General features: G+C 72.2%; 16 protein-coding genes and 1 tRNA gene. 7 read left to right on the plus strand and 10 right to left on the minus strand.

Annotated elements, in window-relative coordinates; all coding sequences use genetic code 11:
• Positions 1–91: 91 nt before the first annotated feature.
• From rplK to SOM13_RS08865, 4 genes are all read right to left on the minus strand, one after another.
• Positions 92–523 carry a 50S ribosomal protein L11 gene (rplK, locus tag SOM13_RS08850; protein ID WP_055795796.1) on the minus strand — a complete coding sequence of 144 codons (432 nt, stop codon included), beginning with the start codon at positions 521–523 and terminating at the stop codon, positions 92–94.
• A 131-nt stretch (positions 524–654) separates the two neighbouring features.
• On the minus strand, positions 655–1,788 hold the full coding sequence (gene nusG, locus SOM13_RS08855; RefSeq protein ID WP_243214577.1) for a transcription termination/antitermination protein NusG: 1,134 nt from the start codon (positions 1,786–1,788) through the stop codon (positions 655–657).
• Between the two features lie 86 nt (positions 1,789–1,874).
• Positions 1,875–2,156, minus strand: coding sequence for a preprotein translocase subunit SecE (gene secE / locus SOM13_RS08860; protein ID WP_055795792.1), 282 nt, complete (start codon positions 2,154–2,156; stop codon positions 1,875–1,877).
• 98 nt (positions 2,157–2,254) lie between these two features.
• Positions 2,255–2,327: transfer RNA gene (locus SOM13_RS08865), tRNA-Trp, on the minus strand.
• Between the two features lie 152 nt (positions 2,328–2,479).
• Here SOM13_RS08865 and SOM13_RS08870 point away from each other — a divergent pair.
• The 5 genes from SOM13_RS08870 (at position 2,480) to SOM13_RS08890 (ending at position 7,475) form a co-directional block, all read left to right on the plus strand.
• Positions 2,480–3,682: a pyridoxal phosphate-dependent aminotransferase gene (locus SOM13_RS08870; protein ID WP_320479473.1), complete on the plus strand. Its 1,203-nt coding sequence runs from the start codon at positions 2,480–2,482 to the stop codon at positions 3,680–3,682.
• 95 nt (positions 3,683–3,777) lie between these two features.
• Positions 3,778–4,698 (plus strand): ABC transporter ATP-binding protein, encoded by a 921-nt coding sequence (locus SOM13_RS08875; RefSeq protein WP_320479474.1) that lies wholly within the window; start codon positions 3,778–3,780, stop codon positions 4,696–4,698.
• Positions 4,695–5,504: an ABC transporter permease gene (locus tag SOM13_RS08880; protein ID WP_320479475.1), complete on the plus strand. Its 810-nt coding sequence runs from the start codon at positions 4,695–4,697 to the stop codon at positions 5,502–5,504. The genes SOM13_RS08875 and SOM13_RS08880 overlap by 4 nt, the downstream gene beginning before the upstream one ends.
• Positions 5,505–5,553: 49 nt before the next feature.
• A complete protein-coding gene (locus tag SOM13_RS08885; protein ID WP_320479476.1) occupies positions 5,554–6,819 on the plus strand; it encodes a sensor histidine kinase in 1,266 nt (421 codons plus the stop codon).
• A 2-nt stretch (positions 6,820–6,821) separates the two neighbouring features.
• Complete coding sequence (locus tag SOM13_RS08890; RefSeq protein ID WP_320479506.1) at positions 6,822–7,475, plus strand: response regulator transcription factor; 654 nt, start codon at positions 6,822–6,824, stop codon at positions 7,473–7,475.
• On the opposite strand, the gene SOM13_RS08895 is transcribed toward SOM13_RS08890, so the two are convergent.
• The 3 genes from SOM13_RS08895 to SOM13_RS08905 are packed head-to-tail and all read right to left on the minus strand — an operon-like array spanning position 7,472 to position 9,449.
• Positions 7,472–8,563: a UDP-N-acetylmuramate dehydrogenase gene (locus SOM13_RS08895; RefSeq protein ID WP_320477838.1), complete on the minus strand. Its 1,092-nt coding sequence runs from the start codon at positions 8,561–8,563 to the stop codon at positions 7,472–7,474. The genes SOM13_RS08890 and SOM13_RS08895 overlap by 4 nt on opposite strands.
• Positions 8,560–8,991, minus strand: coding sequence for a MaoC/PaaZ C-terminal domain-containing protein (locus SOM13_RS08900; protein ID WP_320479477.1), 432 nt, complete (start codon positions 8,989–8,991; stop codon positions 8,560–8,562). The genes SOM13_RS08895 and SOM13_RS08900 overlap by 4 nt, the downstream gene beginning before the upstream one ends.
• Positions 8,988–9,449, minus strand: coding sequence for an FAS1-like dehydratase domain-containing protein (locus tag SOM13_RS08905; protein WP_192058784.1), 462 nt, complete (start codon positions 9,447–9,449; stop codon positions 8,988–8,990). The genes SOM13_RS08900 and SOM13_RS08905 overlap by 4 nt, the downstream gene beginning before the upstream one ends.
• A 220-nt stretch (positions 9,450–9,669) precedes the next feature.
• On the opposite strand from SOM13_RS08905, the gene SOM13_RS08910 reads away from it, so the two are divergent.
• Both SOM13_RS08910 and SOM13_RS08915 read left to right on the plus strand, forming a co-directional pair.
• Positions 9,670–9,879: a DUF3072 domain-containing protein gene (locus tag SOM13_RS08910; protein WP_192059271.1), complete on the plus strand. Its 210-nt coding sequence runs from the start codon at positions 9,670–9,672 to the stop codon at positions 9,877–9,879.
• Between the two features lie 222 nt (positions 9,880–10,101).
• The gene (locus SOM13_RS08915) at positions 10,102–10,956 is read left to right on the plus strand and encodes a UbiA family prenyltransferase (RefSeq protein ID WP_320479478.1); all 855 of its coding nucleotides are present in this window, start codon (positions 10,102–10,104) and stop codon (positions 10,954–10,956) included.
• A gap of 48 nt (positions 10,957–11,004) precedes the next feature.
• On the opposite strand, the gene SOM13_RS08920 is transcribed toward SOM13_RS08915, so the two are convergent.
• From SOM13_RS08920 to SOM13_RS08930, 3 genes are read right to left on the minus strand one after another with little or no spacing between them, the layout of a single operon-like run.
• Positions 11,005–12,162, minus strand: coding sequence for an NAD(P)/FAD-dependent oxidoreductase (locus tag SOM13_RS08920; protein ID WP_320479479.1), 1,158 nt, complete (start codon positions 12,160–12,162; stop codon positions 11,005–11,007).
• Positions 12,159–12,968: a class I SAM-dependent methyltransferase gene (locus SOM13_RS08925; protein WP_320479480.1), complete on the minus strand. Its 810-nt coding sequence runs from the start codon at positions 12,966–12,968 to the stop codon at positions 12,159–12,161. Before SOM13_RS08925 ends, SOM13_RS08920 begins: the two co-directional genes overlap by 4 nt.
• Positions 12,965–14,206 carry a type III polyketide synthase gene (locus SOM13_RS08930; RefSeq protein ID WP_320479481.1) on the minus strand — a complete coding sequence of 414 codons (1,242 nt, stop codon included), beginning with the start codon at positions 14,204–14,206 and terminating at the stop codon, positions 12,965–12,967. Before SOM13_RS08930 ends, SOM13_RS08925 begins: the two co-directional genes overlap by 4 nt.
• Positions 14,207–14,214: the final 8 nt, after the last annotated feature.

The following is a 14,214-nucleotide window of genomic DNA, read 5'->3' on the forward strand; positions in this document are numbered from 1 at the left end:
GCGGAAATCTCCTGATTTCGAGAGTGTGGTTACGAGCCTGGCCGGCTCTCCCACGGATGTCTGGGGTGGTGGGGTGCCCGGGGGCGTGTGCTTACGCGTCCACCGTGATGCCCATGGAACGGGCGGTGCCGGCGATGATCTTCGCCGCGGCGTCGATGTCGTTGGCGTTCAGGTCGGCCTGCTTGGTGGTGGCGATCTCGCGGACCTGGTCCATGGTCAGCTTGCCGACCTTGTCGGTGTGCGGGGTGCCGGATCCCTTGGCGACGCCGGCCGCCTTCTTGATGAGCTCCGCCGCGGGCGGGGTCTTCAGGATGAACGTGAACGAACGGTCTTCGTACACGGTGATCTCGACCGGGACGACGTTGCCGCGCTGCGACTCGGTCGCGGCGTTGTACGCCTTGCAGAACTCCATGATGTTCACGCCGTGCTGACCCAGGGCCGGGCCGATGGGCGGGGCGGGGTTCGCGGCGCCGGCGTTGATCTGAAGCTTGATCAGACCCGTGACCTTCTTTTTCGGTGCCATTCTTCTTTTCCTTCTTGTGGGTGTCGAGCCGGCTGCGGTCGCAGTCCGCTCTCCCGGTGGCCCGCTGGCGGACTCCGGTGATCTGTCGGCGTGGGGTGGTCCGCCCGGAGGCGCACCACGTCACGGAGGTGTTAGAGCTTGGTGACCTGGTCGAAGCTCAGCTCGACCGGTGTCTCACGCTCGAAGAGCGAGACGAGCACCGTGAGCTTGCCGCTCTCGGGTTTGATCTCGTTGATCGTACCGGGAAGACCGGCGAACGACCCCTCTTTGATCGTGATCGTCTCGCCGATCTCGAAATCGACCTCGGCGGGGATGACGCGCTGGGCCTGCTTGCCGCCCTTGGCGCCGCCCTTGACGGGTGCCGGGGTCGTGTCGATCTGCACGAGGCTCTTCAGCATGTTGAAGGCCTCCTCGAAACGCAGCGGCGTCGGGTTGTGGGCGTTGCCCACGAAGCCGGTGACACCGGGGGTGTGGCGGACGACCGACCAGCTGTCTTCGTTGAGATCGATGCGCACCAGCACGTAGCCGGGGATCCGCACACGGGTGACCAGCTTGCGCTGCCCGTTCTTGATCTCGACGACGTCCTCCATGGGGACCTCGACCTGGTAGATGTAGTCCTCCATGGTCATGGAGACCATGCGGTTCTCGATGTTCTGCTTCACGCGGCGCTCGAAGCCGGCGTAGCTGTGGATGACGTACCACTTGCCGGGCTTGCCGCGCAGCTCGGAGCGGAACTCCTCATAGGGGTCGACCTCGACGGGCTCGGCCTCGTCGTCGGTGGCGACGTCGTCGCCGTCGAGCACCTCGTCGCCGAACGCGGCCTGCGCGTCGGCGTCCTGGACGGACTGCTCGGCCTCGGCGACGACCACGTCGTCGGACGAGGAGTCGATCTCGACGTCGGCGTCGGCGGTGACCACGGTGTCGGACTCGACCGCGGCGTCTTCGGCCTCGGTCTCGGCCTCATCGTCGGTCGCCTCGACGGCGGCCTCCGCCTCGGCGGCGTCGTCGATGTCGAGAGCGTCGTCGACGATGGCGTCGGCCTCGGGGTCGCGGGCCTCGGCCAGCGTGTCGAGCAGACCATCGAGGTCGTCGGTGCTGTCGGTGCCGGCCTCGCCGTCGTCGACGACCGTGATGGCCTCGCTCTCGGCGGGCTCGACGGAGTCCTCGTCAGCGGCCAGCGTGCCGCCCTCTTGGGCCTCTTCGACCTCGGAGGACTGCTCCGCAGCGGTGGCGAGATCGATGTCGTCGCGCTCGTTGTCAGGCAAAGGGTTCTACTTCCGTTCGTGGGGTTCGGATCGGCTGGCCGTCGGGCGGGGCCGGATCGCGTGTGGCGTCAGGAGCGACGCCGGACTCAGCTGCCGGTGGGGCCGTTGCCGAAGACGTAGCCGACGACGATGCCGAACACCGTGTCGAGACCGCTGACCAGCGCCATCATGATGACGACGAAGACGAGCACGACGCCCGTGTAGCTGAACAGCTCTTTGCGGGTCGGGGTGACGACCTTCTTGAGCTCGTTGATCACCTGCCGGATGAACAGGGCGATCCGGGCGAAGGGACCGCGACGTGCCGCGGTGTCTTTCTTCGCCTTGTCGACGACGTCCTCGCTGGGAACGTCAACGTCTTTTCTCGCCACTGTGGGTACCTTCCGAGCTCGGCCCGCAGGCCTGTGTCCGTGATTCGGACCGTCGCGCTGAAACCTGCTGGATCAGTCGCGACGGCCCGACCGGGCTGCAGGGCGGACAGGACTCGAACCTGCAACCTGCGGTTTTGGAGACCGCTGCTCTACCAATTGAGCCACCGCCCTTCGGTGTCGATGCCAAGCCCCCACCACCTGAACAACGGCGGTGAGCGACGCCGTGAGGCGCGCAAAAGCTTGGCGATCATCGACCGCCTCGACAAGTGTAGGCGACCGCCCGGGCCGGTGTAAAGCCGAGGCCGCGGGCTAGGCTGGCGGGCGTGACCACGCCAGCGCGCCGCCTCTCGTCCCGCATCGCCTCCATCGCCGAGTCCGCGACCCTGAAGGTCGACGCCAAGGCGAAGTCCCTCGTCGCCGCAGGGCGTCCGATCATCAGCTACGGTCCGGGCGAGCCCGACTTCGCCACCCCCGACCACATCGTCGAGGCGGCGGCGGCTGCGGTTCGCGACCCCCGCAACCACCGGTACTCGGCGGCCGCCGGTCTGACCGAGCTGCGCGAGGCAATCGTCGCCAAGACGCTCCGCGACAGCGGCACGACGGTCACGACCTCGCAGGTGATCGTCACCAACGGCGGCAAGCAGGCCGTCTACCAGGCGTTCCAAGCGCTTCTCGACGACGGCGACGAGGTCCTGCTGCCGGCCCCGTACTGGACGACCTACCCCGAGGCCATCGCCCTCGCCGGCGGCGTGGCGGTCGAGGTCTTCGCGGGGGCCGACCAGGGCTACAAGGTGACCGTCGACCAGCTCGAGGCCGCCCGCACCGAGCAGACCAAGGTGCTGCTGTTCTGCTCGCCGTCGAACCCCACGGGGGCCGTCTACTCCCCCGCCGAGGTCGAGGCCGTCGGCCGCTGGGCCCTCGAGCACGGCGTCTGGGTCGTCACCGACGAGATCTACCAGAACCTCACCTACGACGGGGTCGTCGCGACCTCGATCACGCAGGCCGTCCCCGAGCTGGCCGACCAGACGATCCTCGTCAACGGCGTCGCGAAGACCTATGCCATGACCGGCTGGCGGGTCGGCTGGATGATCGGCCCGACCGACGTGATCGCCGGTGCCGCGAATCTGCAGTCGCACCTGACCTCGAACGTGTCGAACGTGTCTCAGCGCGCCGCGATCGCCGCGCTGACCGGCTCCCAGAACGCGGTCGAGGCGATGCGCGCCTCCTTCGACGCCCGTCGCGCGACGATCGTGCGCGAGCTGAACGCCATCGAGGGCGTCGTCACCCCGACCCCCGAGGGCGCCTTCTACGTCTATCCCGACGTCACCGGTCTGCTCGGCCGCGAGTGGAACGGCGTCACGCCCACCACCTCGCTCGAGCTCGCGGACCTCATCCTCGAGCAGGCCGACGTCGCCGTGGTGCCCGGCGAGGCGTTCGGGCCGAGCGGCTACCTGCGGCTGTCGTACGCGCTCGGCGACGACGAGCTGCTCGAGGGCGTCCGACGCCTGCAGCGCCTCTTCGCCTAGCACGGCGCCGAGCGACGAGGGGTCGTCCGATCGGACGACCCCTGGTCGTCCGATCCACCCTGGTACGCCGGTCGTCGACGGCGCACTCTGGTGACATGACCTCAGAACCCGTCGTGCGTGTGCGCGACCTCACGAAGAGCTACGGCGCGACCAGGGCCCTGCAGGGCGTCTCGTTCGATGTCGAACCGGGCGAGACCCTCGGGCTGCTCGGCCCGAACGGCGCCGGCAAATCGACCACCATCGAGATCCTCGAGGGCTACCGGGACCGCACCGGCGGCGACGTCTCGGTGCTCGGCGTCGACCCGCGCCACGGGGGGCTCGACTGGAAGGCCCGGCTCGGCATCGTGCTCCAGAGCTCGGGCGACCAGGGCACCGCGACCGTCCGCGAGCAGATCGCGCACTTCGCGGGCTTCTACCCCCGGCCCCGCGACGTCGACGAGGTGCTCGTGGCCGTCGGGTTGGAGCACAAGGCCGACGCCCGCATCCGCTCGCTGTCGGGCGGGCAGCGTCGACGCGTCGACGTCGCCCTCGGGGTCGTCGGCCGACCCGAGCTGCTGTTCCTCGACGAGCCGACCACCGGTTTCGACCCCGAGGCCCGGCGTCAGTTCTGGCAGCTCATCCGCTCGCTGTCCTCCGACGGCACGAGCATCGTCCTGACGACCCACTACCTCGACGAGGCGGCCCAGCTGAGCGACCGGGTCGCCGTGGTGACCGGCGGCCGGCTGGTCGCCCTCGGGCGACCGGACGAGCTCGGCGACGAGGAGGCGCGCACGCCCCGGGTGAGCTGGCTCGACGACGACGGACGGCACGAGGTCCGCACCACCGAGCCGGGCGCTCTGGTCGCCCGCCTGCACGCCGACGGCGGCGAGCCCCGGTCGCTCGAGGTGATCCGGCCGTCGTTGGAGGACGTCTATCTCGACCTGGTGGCGCGAGCGGAGCAGGAGGCCGGGGGCGTCGAGGAGGCGCGGGGCGCGACCGACGGACACCGCGCCTCCTCGGCGGGGGTGACGTCGTGAGGACCCTCGCGCTCGGCGCCAGCCGCACGCGCTACGAGGTGCGCGCCTACTTCCGAGCCGGCGACACCGTGTTCTTCACGTTCCTGTTCCCGATCGTGATGCTGGCGATCTTCTCGACCGCCTTCAGCGCGTCGGGGTCGTTCGGCACCCGGGCCGACGGCAGCGAGGTCGGCGCCGCGGCGTTCTACCTGCCCGGCATGATCGCGGCGGGCATCCTGCTGTCGGGCGTGCAGAATCTCGCGGTCGACATCGCCCTCGAACGCGGCGACGGCACCCTCAAGCGCCTGGCGGGCACGCCTCTGCCGGTCGCCTCGTACTTCGTCGGCAAGCTGGGCCAGGTGCTCGTCACGAGCCTGCTGCAGGTCGCCCTGCTCGTGCTCGTCGCCCGCCTGCTGTTCGGCGTACCGCTGCCCGCCGACGCCTCGTCGTGGGCGACCTTCGCCTGGGTGTACCTGCTGGGCATCGCCACGTCGGCGCTCGTCGGCATCGCTCTGTCGCGGGTGCCCCGCAGCGGCAAGAGCGCCACGGCGGTGATCGTGCCGATCACCCTCGTGCTGCAGTTCATCTCGGGCGTGTACCTGCCCTTCACCCAGCTGCCCGAGTGGCTGCAGAGCGTGGCGTCGGTGTTCCCGCTGAAATGGCTGGCCCAGGGCATGCGCAGCGTGTTCCTGCCCGACACGTTCGCGGCGGCCGAGGCCGGCGGCTCGTGGGACCTCCCGAGGGTCGCGCTCTGGCTGGCCGTCTGGCTCGTGGCCGGCGCCGCGGCCTCGGTGCTGACCTTCCGCTGGATCAGGAAGGACACGTGACGGGTGCCGGGGTGACCGGGCCGGTGTGGCGGGCGCTAGCGTGACGGGCATGGACAGAGGCCGCAGCGACGCCGAGCAGGCCGCCCCGGCGGGCACCGCGATCTCGATGCGGTGGTGGGACGCGGGCCTGGGTCTCACCGTGGTCGTCCTGGCCGTGCTCGGCTCGTCGTCGGACCGGCCGACGGGGGCGTCCCTCGCGGTCGTGGCGGGGCTCGTGGTCGTCTGGGTCGCCGTCGTCCGCCCGGTGATCCGCCGCGACGACGGGCTGCTGTCGCGATCGGCGGTCGTCGCGGCCTCGGCCGTCGTCGCGGTCGGCGGCGCGGCCGTCGCCACCACGCCCGGGTTCGCCGCCGTGCAGGCGTTTCTCATGCCGACCCTGTGGACCCTCATGCCGACGATCCGTTCGGCGATCACGGCGAACGTCGCACTCTGCCTGGCGATCTCGACCGGCTTCGTGATCAGTCTCGGCTGGTCGCCCGAGACACTGGCGACCGTGGTGACCAGCGAGGCCCTCTCGCTCGTCTTCAGCATCGCGCTCGGCCTCTGGATCACCACCATCGCCCGGGTCGGGATCGAGCGCGGCCGCCTGCTCGACGAGCTGCGCGAGGCCCAGGCCGAGCTGGCGGCGCGCAACCGCGACATCGGCGGCAGCACGGAGCGCGAGCGGCTCGCCCGCGAGATCCACGACACCATCGCGCAGAGTCTCACCGGCGTCGTCATGCTGACCCAGCGCACGCGTCGCACGCTCGCCGAGGGCGATGTCGACGGGGCGCTCGACCGGCTGACCACGATCGAGTCGGCGGCGCGGGAGGCGCTCACCGAGGCGCGCACGCTCGTCGCGGCCACCGCCTCCTCGGGGCTGACCGGTCACGACGTCGCCGCGGCCGTCGAACGCGTCGCCGAGAGGTTCCGACGCGAGAGCGGCGTCGACGTCTCGGTGCGGGTCGAGGCGGTCGACCTGCCGCGCGACCTGCAGGTCGTGCTGATCAGGGTCGTGCAGGAGGCGCTGGCCAACATCCGCAAGCACAGTGCGTCGCCCACGGCTCGGGTCGTGCTCTCCGCCCGGCGCGGCACGGCGGAGCTGAGCGTCGCCGACGACGGGCGCGGCTTCGACCCCGAGTCGCCCTCCACCGGCTTCGGGCTGCCCGGTCTGCGCGAGCGCATCGCACTCGCCGGCGGATCGTTCTCGATCGCCAGCAGCCCCTCGGGCACGACCATCACGTGCGGGCTGCCGCTCGAGGCGGGCGCGGCCGCCCCGACGTCGCCCCCGGCGGTCGACGCTCGGCCCGCCTTCGCCGGGGAAGTCCCGTCGTGACGGTGTTCCGGACGCTGGTCGCCGACGACCATCCGATCGTCCGCCAGGGCGTCGCGGCCCTCCTGGGGGCGACCGACGACTTCGACGTCGTCGGACAGGCGAGCGACGGGCTCGAGGCCGTGGCCCTCGCCGCCGCTCTGCAGCCCGATCTGGTCGTCATGGACCTCCGCATGCCGGGCCTCGACGGCGTCGCCGCGACGGAGGCCGTGCTGGCGGCGAGACCGACCACGCGCGTGGTCGTGCTGACCACCTACGAGACCGACGACCACCTTCTCTCGGCGATCGAGGCGGGTGCGAGCGGCTATCTGCTGAAGGCGTCTCCGGAGGACGAGCTGCTCGCCGGGCTGCGTGCCGTCGTCGCGGGTCAGGTCGCCCTGGCGCCGGCGCTGGCCGCGCGTCTCGTGGGTTCGGCCCGCCGAGGGCCCGCCCCGGGCGCCGGAGACGACAACCCGCTCAGCCCCCGCGAGACCGAGGTGCTGACCCTGGTCGCGGCGGGCTGCTCGAACCCCGAGATCGCCCGACGGCTGTTCATCGGCGAGCCCACCGTCAAGACGCACCTGGTGCACGTCTTCGGCAAGCTCGGCGTCGGCGATCGCACCCGCGCCGTGACCCTGGCGATCGAGCGGGGCTACCTGCCGAGCGACCGGCGGGGCTAGATCGCGAGGCCGAGGAGCACGGGCTCGGGGTGCAGCACGACTCCGAACTCGGCCGTCACCCGCTGCTGGACGAACCGTGCGAGCTCGACGACCTCGTCGCCCGTCGCCGCGCCCCGGTTCGTGATCGCCAGCGTGTGCTTCGACGAGATGGCGGCTCCGGAGCCCGGGAGGCGGAAGCCGCGACCGATGCCGGCGTTCTCGATCAGCCAGGCGGCGCTGAGCTTGACCGCCCCCGTGCGTGCCGGCGGCGGCGCGGCCGGCTCTTCACCGAGGGGAACGACGCGGGGCTCGGCGTCGGGTTCGAGTCGCCATCGCGGAGCGTCGGCAGGCAGCTCGGCCGCGACGGCCCGCGAGACGATCGGGTTCGTGAAGAAGGAGCCGCTCGAGGCGGTGTCGCGGTCGGTCGCGTCGAGCACCATGCCCTTGGCGGCACGCAGCGCCAGGACGCTGGCCCGTACGTCGGCGACGGACACCCGGGCGCCGAGCTCGACCCCGAGGGCCTTGGCGAGCTGCGGATAGGCGACCTGCTCGCTGACGCCGCCCTCGTCGACGAGGGCGAACTCGACGGCGGTGACGACACCGCGTCGCCCCTTCTTGAAGACGCTCGTGCGGTAGCCGAGCTCGAGATTGGCGGCCGGGATGCGCACGAACTCGCCTGATCCGTCGTCGAGGAAGTCGACGGCGACCAGGGTCGATGCGACCTCCTGGCCGTAGGCGCCGATGTTCTGGATCGGCGACGCCCCGGTCGAGCCGGGGATGCCGCTCAGGGCCTCGAGACCCGACAGCCCCTGGTCGACGGTGGCGGCGACGAGATCGTCCCACGGTTCGCCGGCGGCCACGCGGAGGTGCACGAGGCCGTCGTCGGAGGCCACCCGGTCGACGCCCCGCGTCGCGACACGGACGACCGTGCCGTCGAACGGCTGATCGGAGGCGACGGTGTTCGACCCGCCGCCGAGCACGAACCACGGCTCGCCGTCGGCCGACGCGTCTCGCACTGCGGCGAGGAGCTCGTCGGTGGTGGTGGCCTCGACCAGGCGAGCGGGGGTGCCGCCCACCTGCATCGTGGTGAGCTCGGCGAGGGTCGTCACGCCAGCGTCACCACGACCTGGGCCTTGCCCAGGACGGTCTTGTCGGCGTAGGTCACGGTGAGGTCGACGCGCGCGGTGCCCGCCGCCTCGTCGAGGCGGGCGATGGTCGCGGTGACGGCGATCTCGGCGCCGACGACCGGGTCGACGACGACGGGTCGCGTGAAGCGCACCTGGTACCCGCTGACCCAGCCGAGCACCCCGGCGTCATCGCCCGAGCCCTCGAGCCACTCGACGACGGGTTGGACGGCGGTGCCCATGGTGAGCATGCCGTGGGCGAGCACGCCCGGCAGCCCGACCGACGCGGCGACGTCGTCGCGGTAGTGGATCGGGTTGAAGTCACCCGACGCCCCGGCGTACCGCACCAGGGTGTCGCGGGTGACGAGGTACCTCTTGTCGGCGACGACCTGGCCGACCGCGAGCCCGCTCACGAGTCGGACCCGTCGTCTTCGGGGCGGACGACGAGCGTCGACACGGCGGTGACGACGTGAGCGCCGTCGGCGTCGACCATGTCGGACGACGCGGTGACCATCGAGTTGCCACCCAGCGTCTTCACGCCGGTGACCGTGAGGGTCGCCGTCAGCTCGTCGCCGGCGACGATCGGCCGGGAGAGCGAGAAGCTCTGCTCGCCGTGCACCACCCGCGAGAAGTCGATGCCCGCGTCGGGCTCGGCGAGCAGCTGGGCCAGCGTGGCCTCTTGGACGACGACGGCGAAGGTGGGCGGTGCCACGACGTCGGCGTGACCGGCGGCGCGGGCGGCCTCGACGTCGAGCGACAGCGGACTCGTCGAGCCGGTGGCCCGGGCGAATTCGCGCACTTTCTCTCGGCCCACCAGGTACGGCGGCGCCGGCGGGAAGACCCGCCCTGACAACTCGGGATTCACAGACACGCCGACGAGTCTAGCGAGCGGGGTACGCGAGCGGGCCGGTGTCGGTGGCACGGCGTACGGTCGCGTCATGAGCGACTCCAACATCGATCCCGACATCACCCCCGTCGATCCCGCTGCGCCCGAGGGCGACGAGACCACGGCCGACAGCACCACGACGACCCCCGGCGGCGAGACCCTCGGCGGTCAGGCCCCGAGCGGCGGCGCCCCCGCCGGCGAGACCCTGGGCGGCGAGCGCCCCGACGCCTCGAACACCGCCTCGAAAGACCCCGAGCAGTGGGTCACGGGCGACGAGCCGATCACCGGCCCGCAGAAGAGCTACCTCGACACCCTCGCCCGCGAGGCCGGAGAAGAGCTGCCCGCCGACATGACGAAGGCCGAGGCGAGCGAGCACATCGACCGTCTGCAGCAGAAGACGGGGCGCGGCGCCTGAGTGGGCGCGGTCCGGGTCTGTTCACGGCGACCGGGTCGACGTATGCTCGACCCACGTCTGGGATGGTAACTCGGCGCAGGTGTCCTCTCTCGGTCTGGAGCTGGTTCTGATCCGCTCGCTCCCGCGGCCGGTGGGCACCGGATCACGTGCCCGGGCCTTCCACGGTCCGGGCACGCTTTTCCGTATCGTCCGCTCACTGCCCACAGCGACGGGAGCCGGCAGGTGACGCTCCTCGGCGCCGTCTGGCGCTCGTCGCACCCCGGGCCGACCCTGATGGTCACCGTGCTGACCGTCGTGCTCGGCATCGCCGTCGGTCTCCCGCCCATCAGACTCGCCGTCGTCGCCCTCGCGGTGCTGGCCGGCCAGCTGACGATCGGGCTGTCGAACGACCTCCTCGACGCCGAGCGCGATCGTGCCGTCGGGCGACTCGACAAGCCGATCGCCCGGGGGCTGGTCTCCACTCGAGCGGTCACGACCGTCGCCGTGGCGTGCGCCGTCGTCGGATTCGTGTTGCCCTTCACCCTCGGCGTCGGCACGGGCGTGGCCCACGCCGTCCTGGTCGCCTCCGGCCTCGCCTACAACGCCGGGCTCAAGTCAACCGTGGCATCGGTCGTCCCCTTCGTCGTCAGCTTCGGCGTGCTGCCCGCGGTCGTCACGCTCGCCGCGGCGCCGCCGACGCCGCCCGCCGTCTGGGCCCTCGGCGTCGGTGCCGTGTTCGGCGTCGCCATCCACTTCACGAACGTCCTGCCCGATCTCGGCGACGACGCCCGTACCGGCGTCGTGGGGCTGCCGCACCGACTGGGTCGGCTCCGCGCGGGGCTCGTGGCGTTCGGCGCGCTCGGCACGGCGGCGGGTCTCGCGCTCGTCGGTCAGCTCACGACCGGCGGCACGGCCGAGCGGCAGTCCGGGATCTTCGCGGTGGCCGGGGCCGCGGTCGTCGTCGCCCTGGCCGTCGTCGGTGCGATCGCGGTCGTGCGAGGGCGCTCGTCGCGACTGCTGTTCCGACTGATCATGCTCGCGGCGCTCGTGCTCGTCGCCCAGCTCGCCACGAGCGGCGCGGCTCTCACCGCCGGCTGACACAGGCGCCACGGTGTCGCGGCCGGCCCGACGTCGACGGATCCCGGGTCAGGCGAACCGCATCGAGTAGGTGGCGGCCAGCAGCCTCGCGGTCGGCAGAGCGAGGGCGACACGGAGCCCGTTCTGACGGACCGCCGAGGCGACCGGTCCGCACGGGCGGCCGAGCACGGTGTTCAGCTGCGCCTGACGGGCTGCACGCCGGGCCGACCGACCCCGCGCCTCCTCGTATCGGGCGAACGCCTGAGGGTCGAGGCGACGCCCACCGGCCCGACGGAGGGCCTGTCGGACCACCGGGACGACCGCCTGCGCGTCGAGCCAGCCGAGGTTCATCCCCTGACCGCCGATCGGGCTGATCTGATGGGCCGCGTCGCCGAGCAGAACGACGCGTCCGGCCACGGTCGAGGTCGCCAGCCGGGTCCGCACCGAGAACGCGCTGGTCATCGTGCTGGTCGCCGCGTCGAGCGGGAGACCGGTCCGCTCCGTCACGAGTCGCACGACGGTCTCGGCCGTCACGTTCTCGGCCGGAGCGTCCGTGGCGACGACGAACCGGCGCACGCCTCCCGGCAGCGGGAACGACTCGACGACCCCGGCGCGCTCGACCGAGACGACGGCCCGGTCGCCGTCGCCCGTGTCGTCTCGGACGTCCGCCATCGCGTAGTGGTCGCCGCGCTCGACGACGGGGGCGGAGATGCCCAGAAGGCGCCGGACGGTGCTGCGGGCGCCGTCGGCCGCCAGCACGAATCGAGCCGCGATCTCGACCGGACCGTCGGGGCCGACCCCGTGCAGCACGACGTGCTCGGAGCTCTGCTCGAGCGATCGCAGCTCGACGCCGCGGCGGAGCGACCCCGGCGCCGCAGATTCGAGCCGGGCCCTCAGCAGCCGCTCGGTCTCGGACTGCGGTCTCGCCGCGACGAACGGGTACCGGCTGTCGGCCGCCCCGAAACCCAGCCGGCCGAGGGTGCGGCCCGAACCCCGCGCCTCGGCATCGGTGATGCGGACCGCGCCGGCGACGATCTCGTCGGCCAGATCGACGGCCTCGAACGCCCGGAGCGACGGCGGATGGATCCCGATCGCCCGAGACAGCTCAGGAGGCGCGGCGCGGCGCTCCCAGACCGCCACGTCGACCCCCTGCCGGGCCAGCAGCAGCGCGGCGAAGACCCCCACCGAGCCGCCGCCCACCACGACGACGTCGTGCATCCGCATCATGCGCGGCCTCCTCCCGGGAGGCGAACCGCCTGCGGGGCCCCGGCCGCCGTCGACTCCGACACCGCGCCTCCTCGGCCCGGGGCGGGCGTCTCGTGCAGGAGCCACAGGCGGAACGGCTCGCGCCCGACGACCCGCCACCCGGGAGGGGCCACGGCGCGCAGCTCGTCGACCCGGAAGCTCCGCCGGATCGATCGCAGGCCGTCGACCCGGACGAACGACCGGCGGTCGAGCACCAGGCTGCCGAGCCAGTAGCCCAGGTACGCGAGGCGGGCCCGCCGGATGTCGCTGTGCACGACGAGCCGGTCGGCCAGGCGCTCGCTGTCGGCGAGCACGGACTCGCGAGCCTCGTCGTCGAGGTGATGCAGCACGTGATTGGAGATCACCACGTCGAACGTCTCGCCCGCAGCCACGAGCTCGCCGCTCGACACGCAGCGGTACTCGACGCCGGGCTCGGGTCGACGGGACGCCCATGCGTGGGCCCGCTCGTCAGGGTCGACCGCCACGACCTGCAGCCGCAGACCGTCGCGTCGGGCGCGTCGGACCAGCCACCGTGCGACGTCTCCGCCGCCCGAGCCGACATCGAGCACCCGCAGCGTCCGCTCCGCCGACAGCAGGGGACGCAGCAGCTCGCGGTAGACCCGCCCCCACCCCGCGACGACGCCGTTGACGAGCGGGAACGCCGCGTACGTGCGCTCGAGGCGGTCGAGGTCGCACGCGGGGTCGTCCATCAGCTCGACGAGCCCGACGTCCCGGCGGCTCAGGTCGACGCGCCGGTCGCCCCGGACCGCCTCCGCCGCTCGGCTCACGACGCGACCCGGCTGCGGAACGAACCCGTCTCGACCGTCAGCCCGGGTCCGAACGCCATCGCGACGATCCTCTGGGGCCGAGGAGGCGCGGTGGACGACCACGCGCCTCCTCCGCTCTCGAGGGCTTCGCGCAGCACGAAGAGCACCGTCGCGCTCGACATGTTGCCCGAGTCGCGCAGCACCCGACGCGACGCCGCGATCTGGGCGTCGTCGAGGCCGAGTCGGCTCTGCACCCGGTCGACGATGCTGCGGCCGCCGGGATGCACGGCCCAGAGATCGACGTCGGCGGCACTCAGGCCGTCGACCCAGAGTGCGGCGAGGGCCTCGTCGACGTGCTCCTCGACGATGTGCGGGACGTAGCTGCTCAGCACCATGTCGAAGCCGCTGTCGCCGATGCTCCAGGCCATGTCGCCCTCGCCGACCGGCGTCAGCACCGTCTCGAGGGCCTCGACGTCGAGCACCCGGCTGCCGGCCGGTGCGGGTCGGGCCGTCACGATCACGGCGGCGGCTCCGTCGGCGAAGACGGACGACGCGACGATCGCGTCGGGGTCGGACGAGCTGCGGAGGTGCAGCGTGCACAGCTCGGCGCAGACGACCAGCACGACGGCGTCGGGGTCGGCCAGGCAGGTGTCACGGGCCGAGCGGATCGCGGGGAACGCCCCGTAGCAGCCCATGAAGCCGATGTGCAGCCGCCGGGTCGACGGCGCGAGCCCGAGCGCCCGGACGAGCAGGTAGTCGGGCCCCGGGGCGAAGAACCCGGTGCACGAGACCGTGACGACGTGCGTGACGTCGGCGGCGGTGATCCCGTCGGCGCGATCGAGCGCATCGCGCGCGGCCGCCTCGAAGAGGGCCGGGCTGCGCTCGACGTAGACGTCGTTGCGAGCCCCGGTGCCGGGGTCGAGGATCAGGCCGGTCTCGGGGTCGAGGAAGACGGGCGGGGTCGCGGTGCCTTCGACGTCGATCGCGTCGGTCGCGGTCGCGGCCGCGTCGGGAACGGTCGCGGTCACGTCGGGCGCGGTCGCGGTCGCGTCGGGCACGGCCACGCCGAGCTCGTCGATGACCGTGTGCCGCGTGTCGATGGCGGCGGCGTCGAAAACGGAGCCCACCAGCCGGGTCGCCAGCCGGCTCAACCCGGGTTGCGAGCGGAAGACGTCGCGGATGTGGTCTTGACGGATGACGGTGTCGGGAACGGCTGTGCCGATGCTGCGGATGCTGACGGGGTCGGCGAGAGCGGACATACGTCATG

It is taken from the genome of Frigoribacterium sp. CFBP9030 (genome assembly GCF_034045195.1).
Lineage (GTDB): Bacteria > Actinomycetota > Actinomycetes > Actinomycetales > Microbacteriaceae > Frigoribacterium.

Bases quoted from the DNA above. Each gene is read 5' to 3' on its own strand.
- rplK (WP_055795796.1), bottom strand. From the start codon at position 523: ATGGCACCGAAAAAGAAGGTCACGGGTCTGATCAAGCTTCAGATCAAC.
- SOM13_RS08875 (WP_320479474.1), top strand. From the start codon at position 3,778: ATGACCTCAGAACCCGTCGTGCGTGTGCGCGACCTCACGAAGAGCTAC.
- SOM13_RS08885 (WP_320479476.1), top strand. From the start codon at position 5,554: ATGGACAGAGGCCGCAGCGACGCCGAGCAGGCCGCCCCGGCGGGCACC.
- SOM13_RS08920 (WP_320479479.1), bottom strand. From the start codon at position 12,162: ATGATGCGGATGCACGACGTCGTCGTGGTGGGCGGCGGCTCGGTGGGG.
- SOM13_RS08930 (WP_320479481.1), bottom strand. From the start codon at position 14,206: ATGTCCGCTCTCGCCGACCCCGTCAGCATCCGCAGCATCGGCACAGCC.